Annotated in this window: 10 protein-coding genes and 1 tRNA gene; 2 read left to right on the top strand and 9 right to left on the bottom strand. The window is 70.2% G+C overall.

The genetic code is table 11. The features are described from left to right. Window positions 1-38 precede the first annotated feature (38 nt). The 5 genes from tig to HYZ11_00635 form a co-directional block, all read right to left on the bottom strand. Complete coding sequence (tig, locus tag HYZ11_00655) at window positions 39-1367, bottom strand: trigger factor (GenBank protein ID MBI3126098.1); 1329 nt, start codon at window positions 1365-1367, stop codon at window positions 39-41. A gap of 51 nt (window positions 1368-1418) precedes the next feature. Further along, window positions 1419-1503 (bottom strand) — tRNA-Leu (locus HYZ11_00650). Between the two features lie 485 nt (window positions 1504-1988). Then, window positions 1989-5699 (bottom strand): methionine synthase, encoded by a 3711-nt coding sequence (gene metH / locus HYZ11_00645; GenBank protein MBI3126097.1) that lies wholly within the window; start codon window positions 5697-5699, stop codon window positions 1989-1991. A gap of 180 nt (window positions 5700-5879) precedes the next feature. Beyond that, window positions 5880-6695 (bottom strand): GTP cyclohydrolase I FolE2, encoded by an 816-nt coding sequence (locus HYZ11_00640; protein MBI3126096.1) that lies wholly within the window; start codon window positions 6693-6695, stop codon window positions 5880-5882. 20 nt (window positions 6696-6715) lie between these two features. Beyond that, entirely contained in the window at window positions 6716-7051 is a 336-nt protein-coding gene (locus tag HYZ11_00635) for a hypothetical protein (protein ID MBI3126095.1), read from the bottom strand. A 231-nt stretch (window positions 7052-7282) separates the two neighbouring features. On the opposite strand from HYZ11_00635, the gene HYZ11_00630 reads away from it, so the two are divergent. Together HYZ11_00630 and HYZ11_00625 are read left to right on the top strand one after the other, a co-directional pair. After that, window positions 7283-8278: an amidohydrolase gene (locus tag HYZ11_00630; protein ID MBI3126094.1), complete on the top strand. Its 996-nt coding sequence runs from the start codon at window positions 7283-7285 to the stop codon at window positions 8276-8278. Between the two features lie 262 nt (window positions 8279-8540). Next, window positions 8541-9713 (top strand): cobalamin-independent methionine synthase II family protein, encoded by a 1173-nt coding sequence (locus HYZ11_00625; GenBank protein MBI3126093.1) that lies wholly within the window; start codon window positions 8541-8543, stop codon window positions 9711-9713. Between the two features lie 127 nt (window positions 9714-9840). On the opposite strand, the gene HYZ11_00620 is transcribed toward HYZ11_00625, so the two are convergent. The 4 genes from HYZ11_00620 to HYZ11_00605 form a co-directional block, all read right to left on the bottom strand. Next, on the bottom strand, window positions 9841-11016 hold the full coding sequence (locus HYZ11_00620) for a glycosyltransferase family 4 protein (GenBank protein MBI3126092.1): 1176 nt from the start codon (window positions 11014-11016) through the stop codon (window positions 9841-9843). 9 nt (window positions 11017-11025) lie between these two features. Then, window positions 11026-12888, bottom strand: a complete 1863-nt coding sequence (locus tag HYZ11_00615; GenBank protein ID MBI3126091.1) for an ATP-dependent metallopeptidase FtsH/Yme1/Tma family protein — start codon at window positions 12886-12888, stop codon at window positions 11026-11028. Window positions 12889-13137: 249 nt separating this feature from the next. Then, entirely contained in the window at window positions 13138-14379 is a 1242-nt protein-coding gene (locus tag HYZ11_00610) for an aminopeptidase P family protein (protein MBI3126090.1), read from the bottom strand. A gap of 217 nt (window positions 14380-14596) precedes the next feature. Then, window positions 14597-14905, bottom strand: a complete 309-nt coding sequence (locus tag HYZ11_00605) for an MliC family protein (protein ID MBI3126089.1) — start codon at window positions 14903-14905, stop codon at window positions 14597-14599. Window positions 14906-14928 lie beyond the last annotated feature (23 nt).

The raw sequence follows: 14928 nt of genomic DNA, 5'->3' as shown, positions 1-14928 counted from the left end.
TGTGTCCCTTTCTGCAGGCGCCCCGCGCCTCTTGGCTTCTATTGAGCGGCGGAGGCGCCGGGCTGCGCCGGGGCCTCCTCGACCTTCACCTCGACCTTCGCCCTCTCGTAAAGCCACTCGACGGTCTTATTATAGTTGATGTTGGAGATGAGCGAATCCAGCCCGCCCGTCACGGCCATGCGCCGCTTGAGCTTCTCCGGGTCCATCCCGTAGCGGGCGGCCAGGCGGCGGACCTGGAGCTCCACGTCGCCCGCCTCGGCCCGGATGCCCTCCTTCTCGCGGATGCGCTCGACCAGGATGAGCTCGCGCACCCTCGCCTCGGCCTCGGGCCGCAGCCGCTCGCGGACCTCGTCCTGCTGGGAGGGGGAGAGCCGGACGGCCTGCCCCCCCTGCTCCTGGCCCAGGCGCCGCTCGACCTCCCGCACGCGCTCCTCGATCTCCGCCTTGACCAGGGTGGGAGGCACGTCGAAGGCGTGGGTCTCCACGAGCGCGCGGAGCAGCTCGGCCATCCCCTGCCCACGCACCTGGGCGTCCTCCATGCCCTCTATCTCGCGCCGGATCTGGGCGCGGAGCTCCTCCACCGTATTGAAACCCCGGCCCATCGAGCGGACGAAGTCCTCGTTCAGGTCGGGGAGGTGGGGCTCCCGGACGCCCTTTAGCTGCACCCGGAAGCGGACGGTTTTCCCCGCGAGGGCCGGCGCGGCCGTCGGGGGGATCTCGATGTCGACTTCCTTCTCCTCGCCCGCCCGCATCCCGGCGATGGCGTCCTCGAGCGCCTTCTCGTTCTCGCCCTCGCCGAGGAGGAGGGCTTGGTTCTCCCCCTTGGTGCCGGGGACGGGCTCGCCCGCCTCGAAACCCTCGATGTCGAACTGGACGTAGTCGCCCGCCTGGGCCGGGCGGTCGGCCTCGTGGAAGTGCGCGGCGCGCTGGCGGAGGAGCTTGATCTGCTCGTCCACCGCCTCCTCGGTCACGGGGCGGCGCGTCACCGTGACGGGTAGGCCCGTGTACTCTCCCAGCTCGAAGGGGGGGATCACCTCGACCGTGGCCTTGTACTGGAGCTCGGGGGCATCCTTCTCCATCGAGATGTCGGTCACGTTGGGCTCGCCGACCGCGCGCATCCCCCGCTCGGCCAGGAGCTGCCGGTAGGAGGACCCAATCACCTGGTTCAGCACCTCGGCCTGGATCTCCTCGCCGTAGTAGCGCTCGAGGATGCGCCGGGGAACCTTGCCCTTGCGGAAGCCCTTGATCCGGACCCGGCCCGAGAGGCGGGCGAAGGCCCGGTCCATCTCCCGGCTCACCTCCTCCCGGGGGACGCTCACTTCCAGGCGCTTGGTGCACGCATCGATGTCATTCACCGTGGACGGCATGCCCTGCTCATCTCCTTGTTTCTGGCTTCCCTCGGGCTGGGCCGGGGGCCGTGGTGCGAAGGGGGGGACTCGAACCCCCACGCCCGAAGGCACAGGATCCTAAGTCCTGCGCGTCTACCAGTTCCGCCACCCTCGCACGCTCATCGCTCGGGCGCGGTTTCCGGGCCCCGCTCAGGCCAGCGCCGCCCGGGAAGGCGGCGCAGGACGCCATGCGGGCCGGCCAGCCCCGGCGCGAACGCCCAATGTAGCCCCCCCCACACCGGGCGTCAATTGCGAAAGAAGAAGGGGGTTTTTCGGCCCGGACAAAGCCGAAACGCGGGCGCGCCCCGAGCCTCCCGGCCGGGGCCGCGGGAGCAAAGGTCTTGAAATGAGACGGCTTAGGCCGACCGGAACAAGCCAGATGGAGAATCCAAACCCTTGCCCAGGCACCCGGCGGCAAGCCGAGGCGCATGGAGCATCCACGCCGAGCTGCCTCTCCCCTTGGGAGAGGACCGGGGTGAGGGGGGTTGGCGCCCGTTTCCCTCACCCTACCCTCTCCAAGAGGGAGAGGGTTTCATGACCCAAGCGGGAACCTCCTGCGCAGAGGTTTTGGTACTAAAAAACCTGTCTAGAATCCACAGCTTACCCCCGCCCGGTGGCCACCTCGGCTCCCGCGGGCTCGTACCCCAGGACGGGGGAGAGCCAGCGCTCCACCGTGGGCAGGTCCATCCCCTTCCGGCGGGCGTAGTCCTCCGCCTGATCGCGCCCGATGCGCCCCACCCCGAAGTAGCAGGCCTGGGGATGGGCGAAGTAGAAGCCGCTCACCGAGGCGGCGGGCAGCATGGCGAAGCTCTCGGTGAGCCGCATGGAGGCGCGCCCCTCGGCGTCCAAGAGCCGGAAGAGCAGGGCCTTCTCGGTGTGGTCCGGGCAGGCCGGGTAGCCGGGCGCGGGCCGGATGCCCTGGTAGGCCTCCCGGATGATCTCCTCGTTCGAGAGGTTCTCCCCGGAGGCGTAGCCCCAGAACTCCCGCCGCACCCGCTCGTGGAGCCGCTCGGCGAAGGCCTCGGCCAGCCGGTCCGCCAGGGCCTTCACCATGATGGCGCTGTAGTCGTCCGACCCGCGCTCGAATTCGCGGACCAGCTCTTCCGAGCCCAGCCCGGCCGTGACGGCGAAGGCGCCGATCCAGTCGGCGTGGCCGCTCTCCTTGGGGGCGACGAAATCCGCCAGGCAGAGGTTGGGGCTGCCGGGCGCCTTGGCCATCTGCTGGCGCAGGAAATGCGCGGTGGCGAGCGGCCTCCCGTCCGGGCCGTAGATCTCGACGTCGTCCCCCGCGGCGTTGGCCCGGAAGATGCCGAACACTCCCGAGGCCCGCAGGAGCTTCTCCTCCACGATGCGGTCGAGGAGGGCCTGGGCGTCCCGGTAGAGGCTCCGGGCGGCCTCGGCCGCCGGCCCGGCGTCCAGGATCTTCGGGAAGGTGCCCGAGAGCTCCCAGGTGGCGAAGAAGGGCGTCCAGTCGATGCGCGAGCGGAGCTCGGCGAGGGGGTAGTCCTCCAGGACGCGCACCCCGGTGAAGCCGGGCGCGGGGACGGCCTCCCAGTCCGCGGCGAGGCGGTTCCGGCGGGCCTCCTCGAGGGGGAGCATCTCGACCCGGGCGCGGCGGCCCGCGTGCTGGGCGCGGATGCCCTCGTACTCGGCCTTCACCTTGGCGGTGAACGCCCCGCGCTGCTCCGGGCTCATGAGGCTCCCCAGCACGCCCACCCCCCGCGAGGCGTCCGTCACATAGACGGTGGGGCCGCTGTACTGGGGCTCGATCTTGACCGCCGTGTGCACCCGCGAGGTGGTGGCCCCTCCGATGAGGAGGGGCACGGTGAAGCCCTCCCGCTCCATCTCGCGGGCCACGTGCACCATCTCGTCGAGCGAGGGGGTGATGAGGCCGCTCAGGCCGATGACATCCACCCGCTCCTCGCGCGCCCTCTCGAGGATGCTCGCGCAGGGGACCATCACCCCCATGTCGATCACCTCGTAGTTGTTGCACTGGAGCACCACGCCCACGATGTTCTTGCCGATGTCGTGCACGTCCCCCTTGACGGTGGCGAGGAGCACCTTGCCGTTCGAGCCGCTCGAGCCCTTCACCTTCTCGGCCTCGATGTAGGGGATGAGGTGGGCGACCGCCAGCTTCATCACGCGGGCGCTCTTGACCACCTGGGGCAGGAACATCTTGCCCGAGCCGAAGAGGTCGCCCACGATGTTCATCCCGTCCATGAGGGGGCCCTCGATGACCTGAATGGGCCGCGCGTAGAGCCCCCGGGCCTCCTCCGTGTCCTGGACGACGAACTCCGTGATGCCCTTGACCAGGGCGTGCCCGAGGCGCTTCTGGACGGGCCACCCGCGCCAGGCGAGGTCCTCGACGCGCTCCCGGCCCTTGGCGCCTTTCACCTTCTCGGCCGCCTCCAGGAGGCGCTCGGTGGCGTCCGGCCGGCGGTTCAGGAGCACGTCCTCGATGCGCTCGAGGAGATCCTTGGGGATGTCCTCGTACACCGGGAGCGCCCCCGCGTTCACGATGCCCATGTCGAGGCCCGCCCGGATGGCGTGGTAGAGGAAGGCCGAGTGCATGGCCTCGCGCATGGCGTTGTTGCCCCGGAAGGAGAAGGAGACGTTGCTGATGCCCCCGCTGGTGAAGGCGCCGGGGAGCTCCCGCTTGATGCGGCGCATCGCCTCGATGAAGGCGACGCCGTAGCCGTTGTGCTCCTCGATGCCGGTGGCCACGGCGAAGACGTTCACGTCGAAGATGATGTCCTCGGGCGCGAAGCCGGCCTTCCCGGCGAGGAGGCGGTAGGCCCGGGCGCAGATCTCGAACTTGCGCTCGGCCGTGTCGGCCTGGCCCCGCTCGTCGAAGGCCATGACCACGGCCGCCGCCCCGTAGCGCCGCACGAGGGACGCCCGGCGGAGGAACTCATCCTCTCCCTCCTTGAGGCTCAGGGAGTTGACCACCCCCTTCCCCTGGACGCACTTGAGGCCCGCCTCGATGACCTCCCATTTGGAGGAGTCGATCATGACGGGCACGCGGCAGATGTCGGGCTCCGAGGCCACGAGCAGGAGGAAGGTGGACATGGCCGCCTGGGAGTCCAGCATGGCTTCGTCCATGTTCACGTCGATGACCTGGGCGCCGCTCGCCACCTGCTGGCGGGCCACCTCCAGGGCCTCGGGGTACTTCCCCTCCAGGATGAGCTTGGCGAAGCGCGAGGAGCCCGTGACGTTGGTGCGCTCCCCCACGTTCACGAAGCCCGTCTCGGGCCCCGCGTTCAGGGGCTCGAGGCCGCTCAGGCGGAGGCGCCGCGGCACCTCGGGGAGGGGGCGCGGGGCCACGCCCTTCACGGCCTCCGCGATGGCGGCGATGTGCTCGGGCGTCGTGCCGCAGCAGCCCCCCACGATGTTCACCAGCCCGCTCCGGGCGAACTCGCCCAGGAGATCCGCCATGTAGCCGGGGCTGTCGTCGTAGCCCCCGAAGGCGTTGGGGAGCCCCGCGTTCGGGTGCGTCGAGACCGGCACCCCGGCCACCCGGGCGAGCTCCTCGACGTAGGCGCGGAGCTGCTTGGCCCCCAGGGCGCAGTTGAGGCCCACGCTCAGGGGCCGGGCGTGGGCCACCGAGTTCCAGAAGGCCTCGGTGGTCTGGCCCGAGAGGGTGCGCCCGCTCGCGTCGGTGATGGTGCCCGAGATCATGAGGGGCACCCGCTCGCCCCGCTCCTCGAAGAGCGACTCGACGGCGAAGATGGCCGCCTTGCAGTTCAGGGTGTCGAAGACCGTCTCGATGAGGAGAAGGTCCGCCCCCCCGTCGAGGAGCCCCCGGGCCGCCTCGGCGTAGGCCTCGCGCAGGGCGTCGAAGGTGATGTTGCGGAAGCCCGGGTCGTTCACGTCCGGGGAGAGCGAGGCGGTGCGGTTCGTCGGGCCGATGGCCCCCGCCACGAAGCGGGGCCGGGAGGAGCGCGCCTCGGCGGCGCCGGCCGCCTCGCGCGCGAGCCGCGCGGCCGCGAGGTTCAGCTCGTAGGCCAGGGGCCCCATGCGGTAGTCGGCCATGGAAACCGCGGTCGAGTTGAAGGAGTTGGTCTTGAGGATGTCCGCCCCGGCCTCGAGGTAGCCCTCGTGGATGCCCCGGATGAGGGCCGGTTGGGTGAGGCAGAGCAGGTCGTTGTTCCCGCGCACCTCGACGGGGTGGTCCTTGAAGCGCCCGCCCCGGAACTGCTCCTCCGAGAGCCGGTGCCCCTGGATCATGGTCCCCATCGCCCCGTCCATCACGAGGATGCGGGAGCGGAGGAGGCTCAGGAGCTCTTGCGTGCGCGCGCCGCGCGTGGACATCGTAACTCCTCGGGGCGTCCGGGCCGCGCCCCGGCGGAAGGGCCGAGAGACATCCAGGGCGGCTCCCCCCGCTCTTTCTTGAAAATCGGGGGCGCCGCATCCGCCTTTATAGGCCATCGCGGGCGGAATTTCAGCCCCTTGGAATTTGCGCAGGGGAAACCGGGAAAATGATGCCCGCCGCTAGCCCATCTTGGGAGGCTTCCGCCACTCCTCGACGAAGGCGTAGGCGTTGTGGTCGTGGATGGACTCGAAGTTCTCGACGTGGACCTGGAACCAGCGGATCCGGGGGTCCCGCCTGAGGCGGATGGCCGTCTCGCGCACCACGTCCTCGACGAAGCGGGGGTTGTCGAAGGCCTTCTCGGTGACGAACTTCTCGTCCTCGCGCTTCAGGATGGGGTAGAGGGCGCAGCTCCCGGACTCCTCGGCGATCTCGACCAGCTCCTCGATCCAGAGCTCCCCCTCGAAGCGCACCTTGACGTGGATGTTGCCGCGCTGGTTGTGGGCCCCGCGCGTGCTGATCTCCTTCGAGCACGGGCACAGGGTGGCCACGTTCACCTTCACGCTCAGGACGAAGTCGTCCACCGCTCCGGCCGAGGCGTCGAAGCCGCACTCGTAGGCCATCATGCCCGAGGCCCCGGTGACGGGGGCGTCGCGCTCCATGAAGTAGGGGAAGCTCACCTCGAAGTGGGCCGTCCGGGCGTCCAGCCGCTGGAGGATGGCGGCCAGGATGCCCCGCACGTGCTCCACGCCGACGACCCCGCGGTGCTCGTTCAGCACCTCGAGGAACCGGCTCATGTGGGTGCCCTTGAACTGGTGGGGCAGGTCCACGTACATGTTGATCGTCCCCACCGTGTGCTGGGACTTCTTCGCCCGGTCGCGCACCACGATGGGGTAGCGGATGTCCTTCACGCCCACCTTGTCGATCTTAACGTTGCGGAAGTCCGAGCCGCCCTGCACGTCGGCCAGCTCGGCGGACTCCAGCGGAATTTCCGGCATCAGGGGGATTTCCTCTCCGATCAGCGTTCCGGATGGAGGAGCCGGCGGCGGTCGATCTCGGCCATCTTCTCCGAAACGGCACGCGCGAGGTCGATGCCGCGCGCATTCGAGTAGTTGAGCAGGGCGATCAGGACGTCGGCCGCCTCGTCCCGGAAGGCCGCGTCCCCGACCTCCCGCCCCTTCCAGGCCTTCTTCTCCAGGTTGGCGAGCTCGCCCGTCTCCCCGGCCAGCTCCAGGGCGAAGAAGCGGGGCTCCCGCTCGGGGAAGGCGGCGCGCTGGTAGGCGTCGAACTCGCCCTGGAGGCGCCCGAGCCCCTCGTAGGAGCGGGGAAGGCGCGAGGTGCCCTCATCCATCATGCGAAACGGCCGCCTCCTTCGGCGCGCCGCGCCCGCGGCGCAATCCCAGCGGCAAATTGTCTCACCCGCCCCCCGCCCCCGTCAACGCGAGTCCGGAAACAGGAGGGCCTCCGCGGTTTGACGGCCTCCGGGCCGGGAGAATACCCTTCGGGCCGGGTGCGCGGGGCGGGCTCCGCGCCTTTTTCCCCACTCCAATCCGGGCATTCCGTTCGAGAACCGAGGAGACTCGCCTTGCCGAATATCGACCTTCACCACCACATCTACATCCCCGAGGTCGAGGAGGTCGCCGCCGCCGAGCGCAGGCGCCGGCCCCAGCACGCCGACAGCTTCGAGAACTTCTTCCCGCCCGTCTCCGCCGAGTACAACCGCAAGATGACCCAGGAGAAGTGGGGCAGGCAGCTCCGGGACGCCGGGCAGAAGCTGGCCGACATGAAGGCGGATCGGCTCGACATGGCGCTGGTCTCCCCGCCGCCCCCCGCCTTCTGCTACTGGATCACCGGAAAGCTCGGGGAGGAGGTCGCCCGCATCACGAACGACGGCGTGGCCGCCTTTTGCAAGAAGGACCCGGCCCACTTCCGGGGGCTGGCCAACGTCCCCCTCCAGAACGGGGGGGAGGCGGCCGCCGCGGAGCTCGAGCGGGCCATGAAGGGGGGCCTCCTGGGCTGCATCATCCCGGACCGGGTGGGCCCCCACGCCCTGGACGAGCCTCAGTACGAGGCCTTCTGGGCGGCGGCCGAGCGGCTCGGGGCCTTCATCTTCATCCACCCCGACTTCGCCGACTTCAAGCCGCTCTACCCCTACTACATGGCCAACTGCGTGGGGAACCCGCTGGCCACCACCGTGGCCGCCGCGCGCCTCATCCTCTCGGGGCACTTCGAGCGCTACCCGGGCCTCCAGGTCATGCTGGCCCACGCCGGGGGCAACCTCCCCTGGGCCGTCGGGCGCATCCAGCACGCCTGGGAGGCGCGGCCCGAGACGAAGGTGCACACCCCGCACCCGCCCCGCCACTACTTCAAGAACCTCTATTTCGACGTCATCACCTTCAGCCAGAGCGCCCTGCGCTGGATGGTCGAGGAGCTGGGGGCCGACCGCGTGGTCTGCGGCACGGACTACCCCTACGACATGATGCAGGAGCGGGTGGTGGACTTCGTCGAGGGCGCGGGCCTGAGCGCCGCCGACCAGGAGAAGGTCCTGCGCTCGAATCCCGCGAGGCTCATCAAGCTGTAGCGAACCGGCCCGCCGGTTCGGGAGGGGGCGAGGGATTCCGTAGGGGCGATGCTTGTCATCGCCCTCTTCGAACGGGACCCCGCGGGGGCGAACACAAGGTTCGCCCCTACAGAGTCTTTCTCCGTTCCCCCCATCCCGGCCCTCCCGGAGGGGGAGGGTGAATTCGTGGAGGGGCATAATTGCCATATGCCCCTACCCGCCCGCCGAGGTTCATGCATGCGGGCGCGTGACTGCCCGAGCGGATTTGTCCAAGGAGACCCCCATGTACACCGCCACCAGGGACCTCGTCCTCCCCACCACCATCACCGGGAGCCTCCCCCGGCCGGCCTGGTACACCGAGAACCTCCACGGCCGCCCCTTCCGGGTGGCGATGGCCGAGAAGAACTACCGCGAACAGTACCAGGACTCCGTCTCCTGCCTCATCCGGGACCAGGAGCGGGCGGGCCTCGACATCGTGACCGACGGGGACAACCGCTTCGACACCGACGTGGGCGGGCGCTCCTGGGTGGGCTACGTGGTCCAGCGGCTCCAGGGCTTCTCGGGCTACGAGACCTCCCGCAAGCACGCGGGCTGGGGCGGCTCCTTCCCGGGCGAGATCATGTACGAGGTGCTGGAGGCGCGGGTGCTGCCCAAGGTGACGGGCAAGGTGGGCCCCGGGCCCCTCGAGTACCCCCAGCTCTGGCGCACCGCCCAGCAGATGACCCGGAAGCACGTCAAGTTCGGCTCCATCAGCGCCGACTGCCTGGAGTCCATCGTCTCGAACCACCACTACAAGAGCCGCCGGGAGCTCGTCCTCGACCTCTGCGAGGTGATGCACGGGGAGTTCGCGCGCCTGGCCGGGGCGGGCTGCTCGGTGTTCCAGGTGGAGGAGCCCTGGGTGCACCGCTTCGAGCACCACAAGGAAGACCAGGAGATGACGATGGAGTTTTACGTGGACGCCTTCAACAAGAGCGTCCGCGGGCTCCGCGGCAAATTGGAGCTCTGGTGCCACACCTGCTGGGGCAACCCCGCCCAGCAGCGCTTCTACGACGCCGCCAAGAGCTATGCCCCGGCGCTTGAGTACATGAACGCGCTCGACGTGGACGTCTTGACCTTCGAGTGCGCGAGCACGGGGGGCATGGACCTCGAGGCCATCGGGAAGAAGATCACCAAGCCCAAGGTGGCCATCGGGGTCATCAACCACCGGGGGCTCCAGGTGGAGCGCCCCGAGGAGGTGGCCGGCCTCATCCGGAAGGCGCTCCAATACATCCCCGCCGAGCGGCTGTGCATCTCCACCGATTGCGGCTTCGGGCGGGAGGGCATGAGCCGCCGCCACGCCTTCTACAAGATGGTGGCGCTCGTGCGGGGCACGAATATCGTCAAGAAGGAGCTGGGGCTGCCCGAGACGTACATCCCCGCCGCCGAGAGCCGGTTCGCCCTGGCGGATGAGGAGTAGGACGAAACCGGGAAACAAGAAGCAGATTCCTCGGGCCTCGGCCCTCGGAATGACATCAAGCAGCGCCTGATGTCATTCCGGGCGAGCCGTGCGAGCGAGGAATCTGCTTTTTGCTTTAACGCATCTTCTACCGCATCCGCGCCGCCACCCCTGCCACGAAATCCCGCGTCTTCTCGGCAATCTGGCCCCACTCGAACTCCCGGGCCAGGGCGGAGGCGCCCTCGGCGAGCTTCTCCCGCCGGGCGGGGTCGCCGAGCAGCGCCGGGACCGCCCGCGCCAGGGCCCCGGCGTCCCCGAAGGGCACGGGCTCGAAGTTCTCCCCCTCCCGGAAGTGCCGCGTCGGGAGGCGCGGGGGGGTACTGACGACGGGCAGGCCGTGGGCCAGGGCAGCCATGAGGCTCCCCCGCCTCGTGGAGATGCCCCCCTCGTAGGGGGCGAGGAAGAGGTCGGCGCCGAGCAGGAGGGCGCTCGCCTCCTCCTCCGGGAGATAGCCCGTCCAGATCACCTCCTCCGCGAGCCCGAGTCCGCGCCCCCGCGCCTGGAGGCCCTCGTAGAAGCCCCCGTCCCCCTCGCGCCTCGCCCCGATCATGAACAGGCGGAAGGCCCTCCCCTCGCGCTTCCAGGCCCCCGCCGCCTCGAGGATCTGCTCGGCCCCCTTCCCCGGGTAGTAGAGCCCGAAGTGGGCGAGGAGGGCCGCATCGGCAGAAATTCCCCTCTCCGCGATGAGCCGCGCCCGGGCCTCCCGGCGGGCCCCGGGGTCCCGGCGGGGGGGCTCGACGTTCGCCCCGATGGGGATCTCCACTGTCTTTCGCAAAGAAGGCCGGAGGTACTTGCCGAGGAGATGCGAAACCTCCTCGTTCGTGGCGATGAGGGCGTGGGCCGAGAGGATCATGAGGGCCGCCCCGAGCATGGAGCCGGGGGCGGGGACGCCCACCGTGTGGAGCGAGACGACGGCCGGGATGCCGGGCGAGAGCGCCCGCATGGCGAGCGGAAGAGAGTTGATCCATCCCGGGCCGGGCGGGTAGAGGTCCGGGGCGTACTGGACGAGGAGGGCGTGGGCGCCCTCCTCCCGGCAGGCGGCGGCCACGGCCCCAAGCGCTCGCGGCCCCCACTCGCGGGCGATCCCGCGCACCTTGCCGCCGGGTATGCGCTCCGCCCCCCGGTAGCCCGTCCCGGTGAGGACGGCGATCTCCGTCCCGCCCTCGGCCAGCGCGGAGGCGAGGCGCCGGGTGAAGTCCCCGACGCCGCAGGGCCGCTCGCCGGGCGGAAAGCTCGGGCAGAGGATGCCGATGCGCAGCGGCACGGCGGCCCGCTAGCCCGCCTGCGCCTGGGAGGCGGCGGTGACCCGCTCGCGGCGCGCACGCTCGACGCCCAGCGCCGCCCGCAGGCCGTCCCCGCTCAGGGTCTCCTGCTCCAGGAGGCGGAGGGTGAGCTTCTCCAGGTCCCCCCGCCGGTCGCGGAGGATGTTCTGCGAGCGCTGGTAGGCGGCGGAGATGATCTTCTCGACCTCCTGATCCACCTCGCGCAGGGTGACCTCGCTGATGCCCGAGGGGCCCGTCTGCGGGGAGAAGGTGTTCCCCAGGAAGAGGGGCCGGGACTCGGTGCGCAGGGACTGGGGCCCGAAGCGCGCGCTCATCCCGAACTCGGTGACCATGGAGCGCGCGATATCGGTCGCCCGCTGGAGATCGTTCTGGGCCCCGGTGGAAACCTCGCCGAAGATCTCCTCCTCGGCGGCCCGGCCGGCCAGGAGGACGGCGATGCGGTCCTCCAGCTCGGTGCGGGAGAGGAGATAGCGGTCCTCGGTGGGCCTCTGGAGGGTGTAGCCCAGGGCGCCGATGCCGCGCGGGATGACCGAAACCTTCTGGACCGGGTCCGCCGTCCCCACGAGCTCGGCCACCATGGCGTGCCCCAGCTCGTGGTAGGCCACCCGCTTGCGCTCCTCGGGCGTCATGATGCGGGACCTCTTCTCGAGGCCCGCCGCGAGGCGCTCGAAGGCCTCCTCGAAGTCCTCCATGGCGACGGAGTTGCGGTTATGCCGCGCGGCGCGGAGCGCCGCCTCGTTGGCGAGGTTGGCCAGGTCCGCCCCCGAGAGGCCGGGCGTCATCTCGGCGATGCGGTCCACGTCCACGCCCGGGGCGAGCACGATCTTGCGGACGTGGACCTTGAGGATCTGCTTGCGGCCCTCAAGGTCGGGCCGATCCACGAGCACCTGCCGGTCGAAGCGGCCCGGGCGCAGGAGGGCCGAGTCCAGGATCTCGGGCCGGTTCGTGGCCGCCAGGATGATGACGCCCTTGCGGGTGTCGAAGCCGTCCATTTCCACCAGGAGCTGGTTGAGGGTCTGCTCGCGCTCGTCGTGTCCGCCCATGATGCCGCTCATCCCCCGCGCCTTGCCGAGCGCGTCCAGCTCGTCGATGAAGACGATGCAAGGGGCCTTCTCCATCGCCTGGGCGAAGAGATCGCGCACCCGCGCGGCCCCCAGCCCCACGAACATCTCGACGAACTCCGAGCCGCTGATGCTGAAGAAGGGCACCCCGGCCTCCCCCGCCACCGCCTTGGAGAGCAGCGTCTTGCCGCAGCCGGGAGGCCCCACCAGGAGGACGCCCCGGGGGATCTTCCCGCCCAGGCGGAGGTAGCGGTCCGGGTTCTTGAGGAAGTCCACCACCTCGGCCAGCTCCTCCTTGGCCTCGTCCACCCCGGCCACGTCGGTGAAGCGGATCCCCACCCCCTTCTCGGCGTAGATCTTGGCCTTGTTGCGACCGAAGGCCATCACCCCCTGGCCCGGCCCCATCCGCCGCAGGACGAAGGCGTAGATGGTGAACAGGATGGCGAGGGGCAGGATCCAGGTGCTGATGAAGGTGACGACCCAGGGCGGCTCGTACTGGCCCTGGAAGGTGACGTTCGCCTGCTCGAGGAGGGGGATGAGGTTCGAGTCCTCCACCCGGGGGGTCTCGAACATGCGCTTCTGGCCGTTGGCGTCCGTGGCCTTGAGGCGGCCGCGCAGGCGGTCGGAGAGGATGTCCACCCGCTCCACCTTCGCCTCGCGGACGAGCCGGCGGAACTCGTTGTAGGAGATGCGCTGGAACTGCGCGCCCTGGAAGAAGAGCGACTGGATCAGGTACATGATGAGGAAGATGAAGAGGAAGTACAAAAGGGAGAATTGGGCTTTCTTGTCCATTCGCTCGGCCCTCCTCATCCGGCCGGAGACAGAAGGCACGCTCCCGACGGCGAGCGCTCCCGCCAGCATAGCAGATTCGCGGCCTGTCGCCGATAAACGGGAGGCCTAGTAGGGGCAGGCCCCCCCGCCCCGCGCGGCTCGCCGCGCGGGGACCCCAAATTTGATGCCTGCCCCTCGTTCTCAGGCGATAGGGGCGGCCACAGGGGGCCGCCCCTACGGAATGCCACACCGTTCCCTGGAATCCTCCCCTCACACGATGTGGAAGCTCCGCTCGGGCGCGCCCAGGTGCTCGAAGCCGTCCCGGGTGACCCGGACGGTGAACTCCGAGTGGACGCCTCCCTGCCCGAAGCGCCCCGAGGGGAGCTCCACCGAGAGCACCGCTCCGGCCGGGAGGGGCACGTCGCTCGTCGGGGGGAGGAAGGGATCGGAAACCGGGGAGGGCTCGCTCAGGGTGTAGGGGAACTCGCGCGCCTCGATGCCCATGGTGTGGCCGCAGAAGGCCCCGCCGTAGCCGGGCATCCCCCCCTTGCGCGCCCCGGCCACCGCCGCCCGGAAGATCTCCGAGGGCTTCGCTCCCTCCTTGATGACCGAGAAGGCGGACTCCAGCCCCGCCCGGATGGCCTGGTAATTCCGCCGCTGCTCCGCCGTGGGCTCCCCGAAGGCGCCGCAGCCCCCCACGTCGGCGCAGTAGCCGCCCAGCCGCATCCCGGCGTCGAAGAAGAAGAGGTCCCCGCGCCGGAAGCGGTAGTCCGAGGGCGGGAAGATGGTGGCCGAGCGCCGGCCCCCCGCCAGGTGGAGCCAGCTCCACCGGCCCCCCTCCTCGGCCACCCGGCGGTAGTAGTGCAGGGCCACCTCCTTCTCGCTCCGGCCCTCGGCCAGGGCGGCGTGGAAGGCCTCGACCGCCCGCTCGTTCGCCATCGCCGCCGCCCGGATGCGCCCGGCCTCCTCGTCCGTCTTCTGGAGCCGGATGAGGCGGAAGAGCCCCGCCCCGTCCAGCCACTCGGCGCCGGGGAGGGCGTCCGCGAGCCGGGCCCGGGTGGCGGGCCTCACCCCCTCCTCGTCGAGGGCGAGGCGGCCCTTCGAGAGCCCCCGGTCCCCGAGGACCCGCAGGAGGGCCGCCGCCGGGTTCCCCTCGCGGGGGGCGCCCCCGCCCGGGAGCAGGCGCAGGAGGCGCTCCTCCTCGGGCGTCCGGGGCTTCTCGCCGGCGGGGATTTCCATCGCCGAGGGGGGGCCGTAGCCCCGCGCGTCCCCGATCCAGGAGCCCTCGGCGGCGTAGTAGGTCTCGTCCTGGCGGGAGACGATCAGGGCCGGGGGCCGATCCTCCCGGCGGAAGAAGACGGCGAAGGTCTCGGTCGCCGAGTCGCCGTAGGTGGCCTGGGCCCAGCCGCTCAGCCCGCCCAGGTAGAAGACGTTGTGGCGGGAGGACGCCACCAGGGCGTCGAGGCGGTGGCGCTCCATCAGCTCCAGCGCCCGCTCGCGGTTGAACAGCATCGAGGGCTCCTCATGAGGACAAAACCGACGCCAAGGCATGGGTGCGATACGCCCCCACGAACCTAGCAGGAGGCGCCGGGGATGGCGAGGCGGAGAGGGGGAGGTTGGGAGATCCGCAGGGGGCGCGTCAGGCTGCCTCAGGGCACCGCGACCAAGGTCCATTTCTGGTTGCCGCTTTTGCCGTGGCAACGGTGGGTTTCGAAGAGTTGCCCATCGATCAATCGGTCCGGCAATCCCGGTAGATTCTCTCCTTCCCGGATTCGATGAACCCCGTGCGTCCCTTAATCCACAACGTCGTGGTGCCGTCGCCGTAGCGCGCGCCCGAGCCGGAGATGGCGCGGGGGAGCACCATGGGATCGGCCACTCCGGGGAAGCGCAGGATGGCGCTCTTTCCGTCTGCCGCGTACACAGCCACGAAGGACTTGCCCTCCGCGCAGGCGTAGCGGAACTCCCTAGTTGTTTTCGGGGCGGGCGTGACACACCCACCCAAACCAGCCAGCAGGAGAAGGAGCGTGATTACCCTCATGGGCACGCTGCCCCCATCAAAAA

It is taken from the genome of Candidatus Tectomicrobia bacterium, assembly GCA_016192135.1.
Taxonomy (GTDB): domain Bacteria; phylum UBA8248; class UBA8248; order UBA8248; family UBA8248; genus 2-12-FULL-69-37.
Note: the sequence above shows the minus strand (reverse complement) of the source record. Positions and strands in the feature narration are given on the sequence as shown.

What these genes read in the sequence shown, in the direction of transcription:
- metH (MBI3126097.1), bottom strand. Translation starts at nt 5,699, where the DNA reads ATGTCCACGCGCGGCGCGCGCACGCAAGAGCTCCTGAGCCTCCTCCGC.
- HYZ11_00625 (MBI3126093.1), top strand. Translation starts at nt 8,541, where the DNA reads ATGTACACCGCCACCAGGGACCTCGTCCTCCCCACCACCATCACCGGG.
- HYZ11_00605 (MBI3126089.1), bottom strand. Translation starts at nt 14,905, where the DNA reads ATGAGGGTAATCACGCTCCTTCTCCTGCTGGCTGGTTTGGGTGGGTGT.
- HYZ11_00610 (MBI3126090.1), bottom strand. Translation starts at nt 14,379, where the DNA reads ATGCTGTTCAACCGCGAGCGGGCGCTGGAGCTGATGGAGCGCCACCGC.
- HYZ11_00615 (MBI3126091.1), bottom strand. Translation starts at nt 12,888, where the DNA reads ATGGACAAGAAAGCCCAATTCTCCCTTTTGTACTTCCTCTTCATCTTC.
- tig (MBI3126098.1), bottom strand. Translation starts at nt 1,367, where the DNA reads ATGCCGTCCACGGTGAATGACATCGATGCGTGCACCAAGCGCCTGGAA.
- HYZ11_00640 (MBI3126096.1), bottom strand. Translation starts at nt 6,695, where the DNA reads ATGCCGGAAATTCCGCTGGAGTCCGCCGAGCTGGCCGACGTGCAGGGC.
- HYZ11_00635 (MBI3126095.1), bottom strand. Translation starts at nt 7,051, where the DNA reads ATGATGGATGAGGGCACCTCGCGCCTTCCCCGCTCCTACGAGGGGCTC.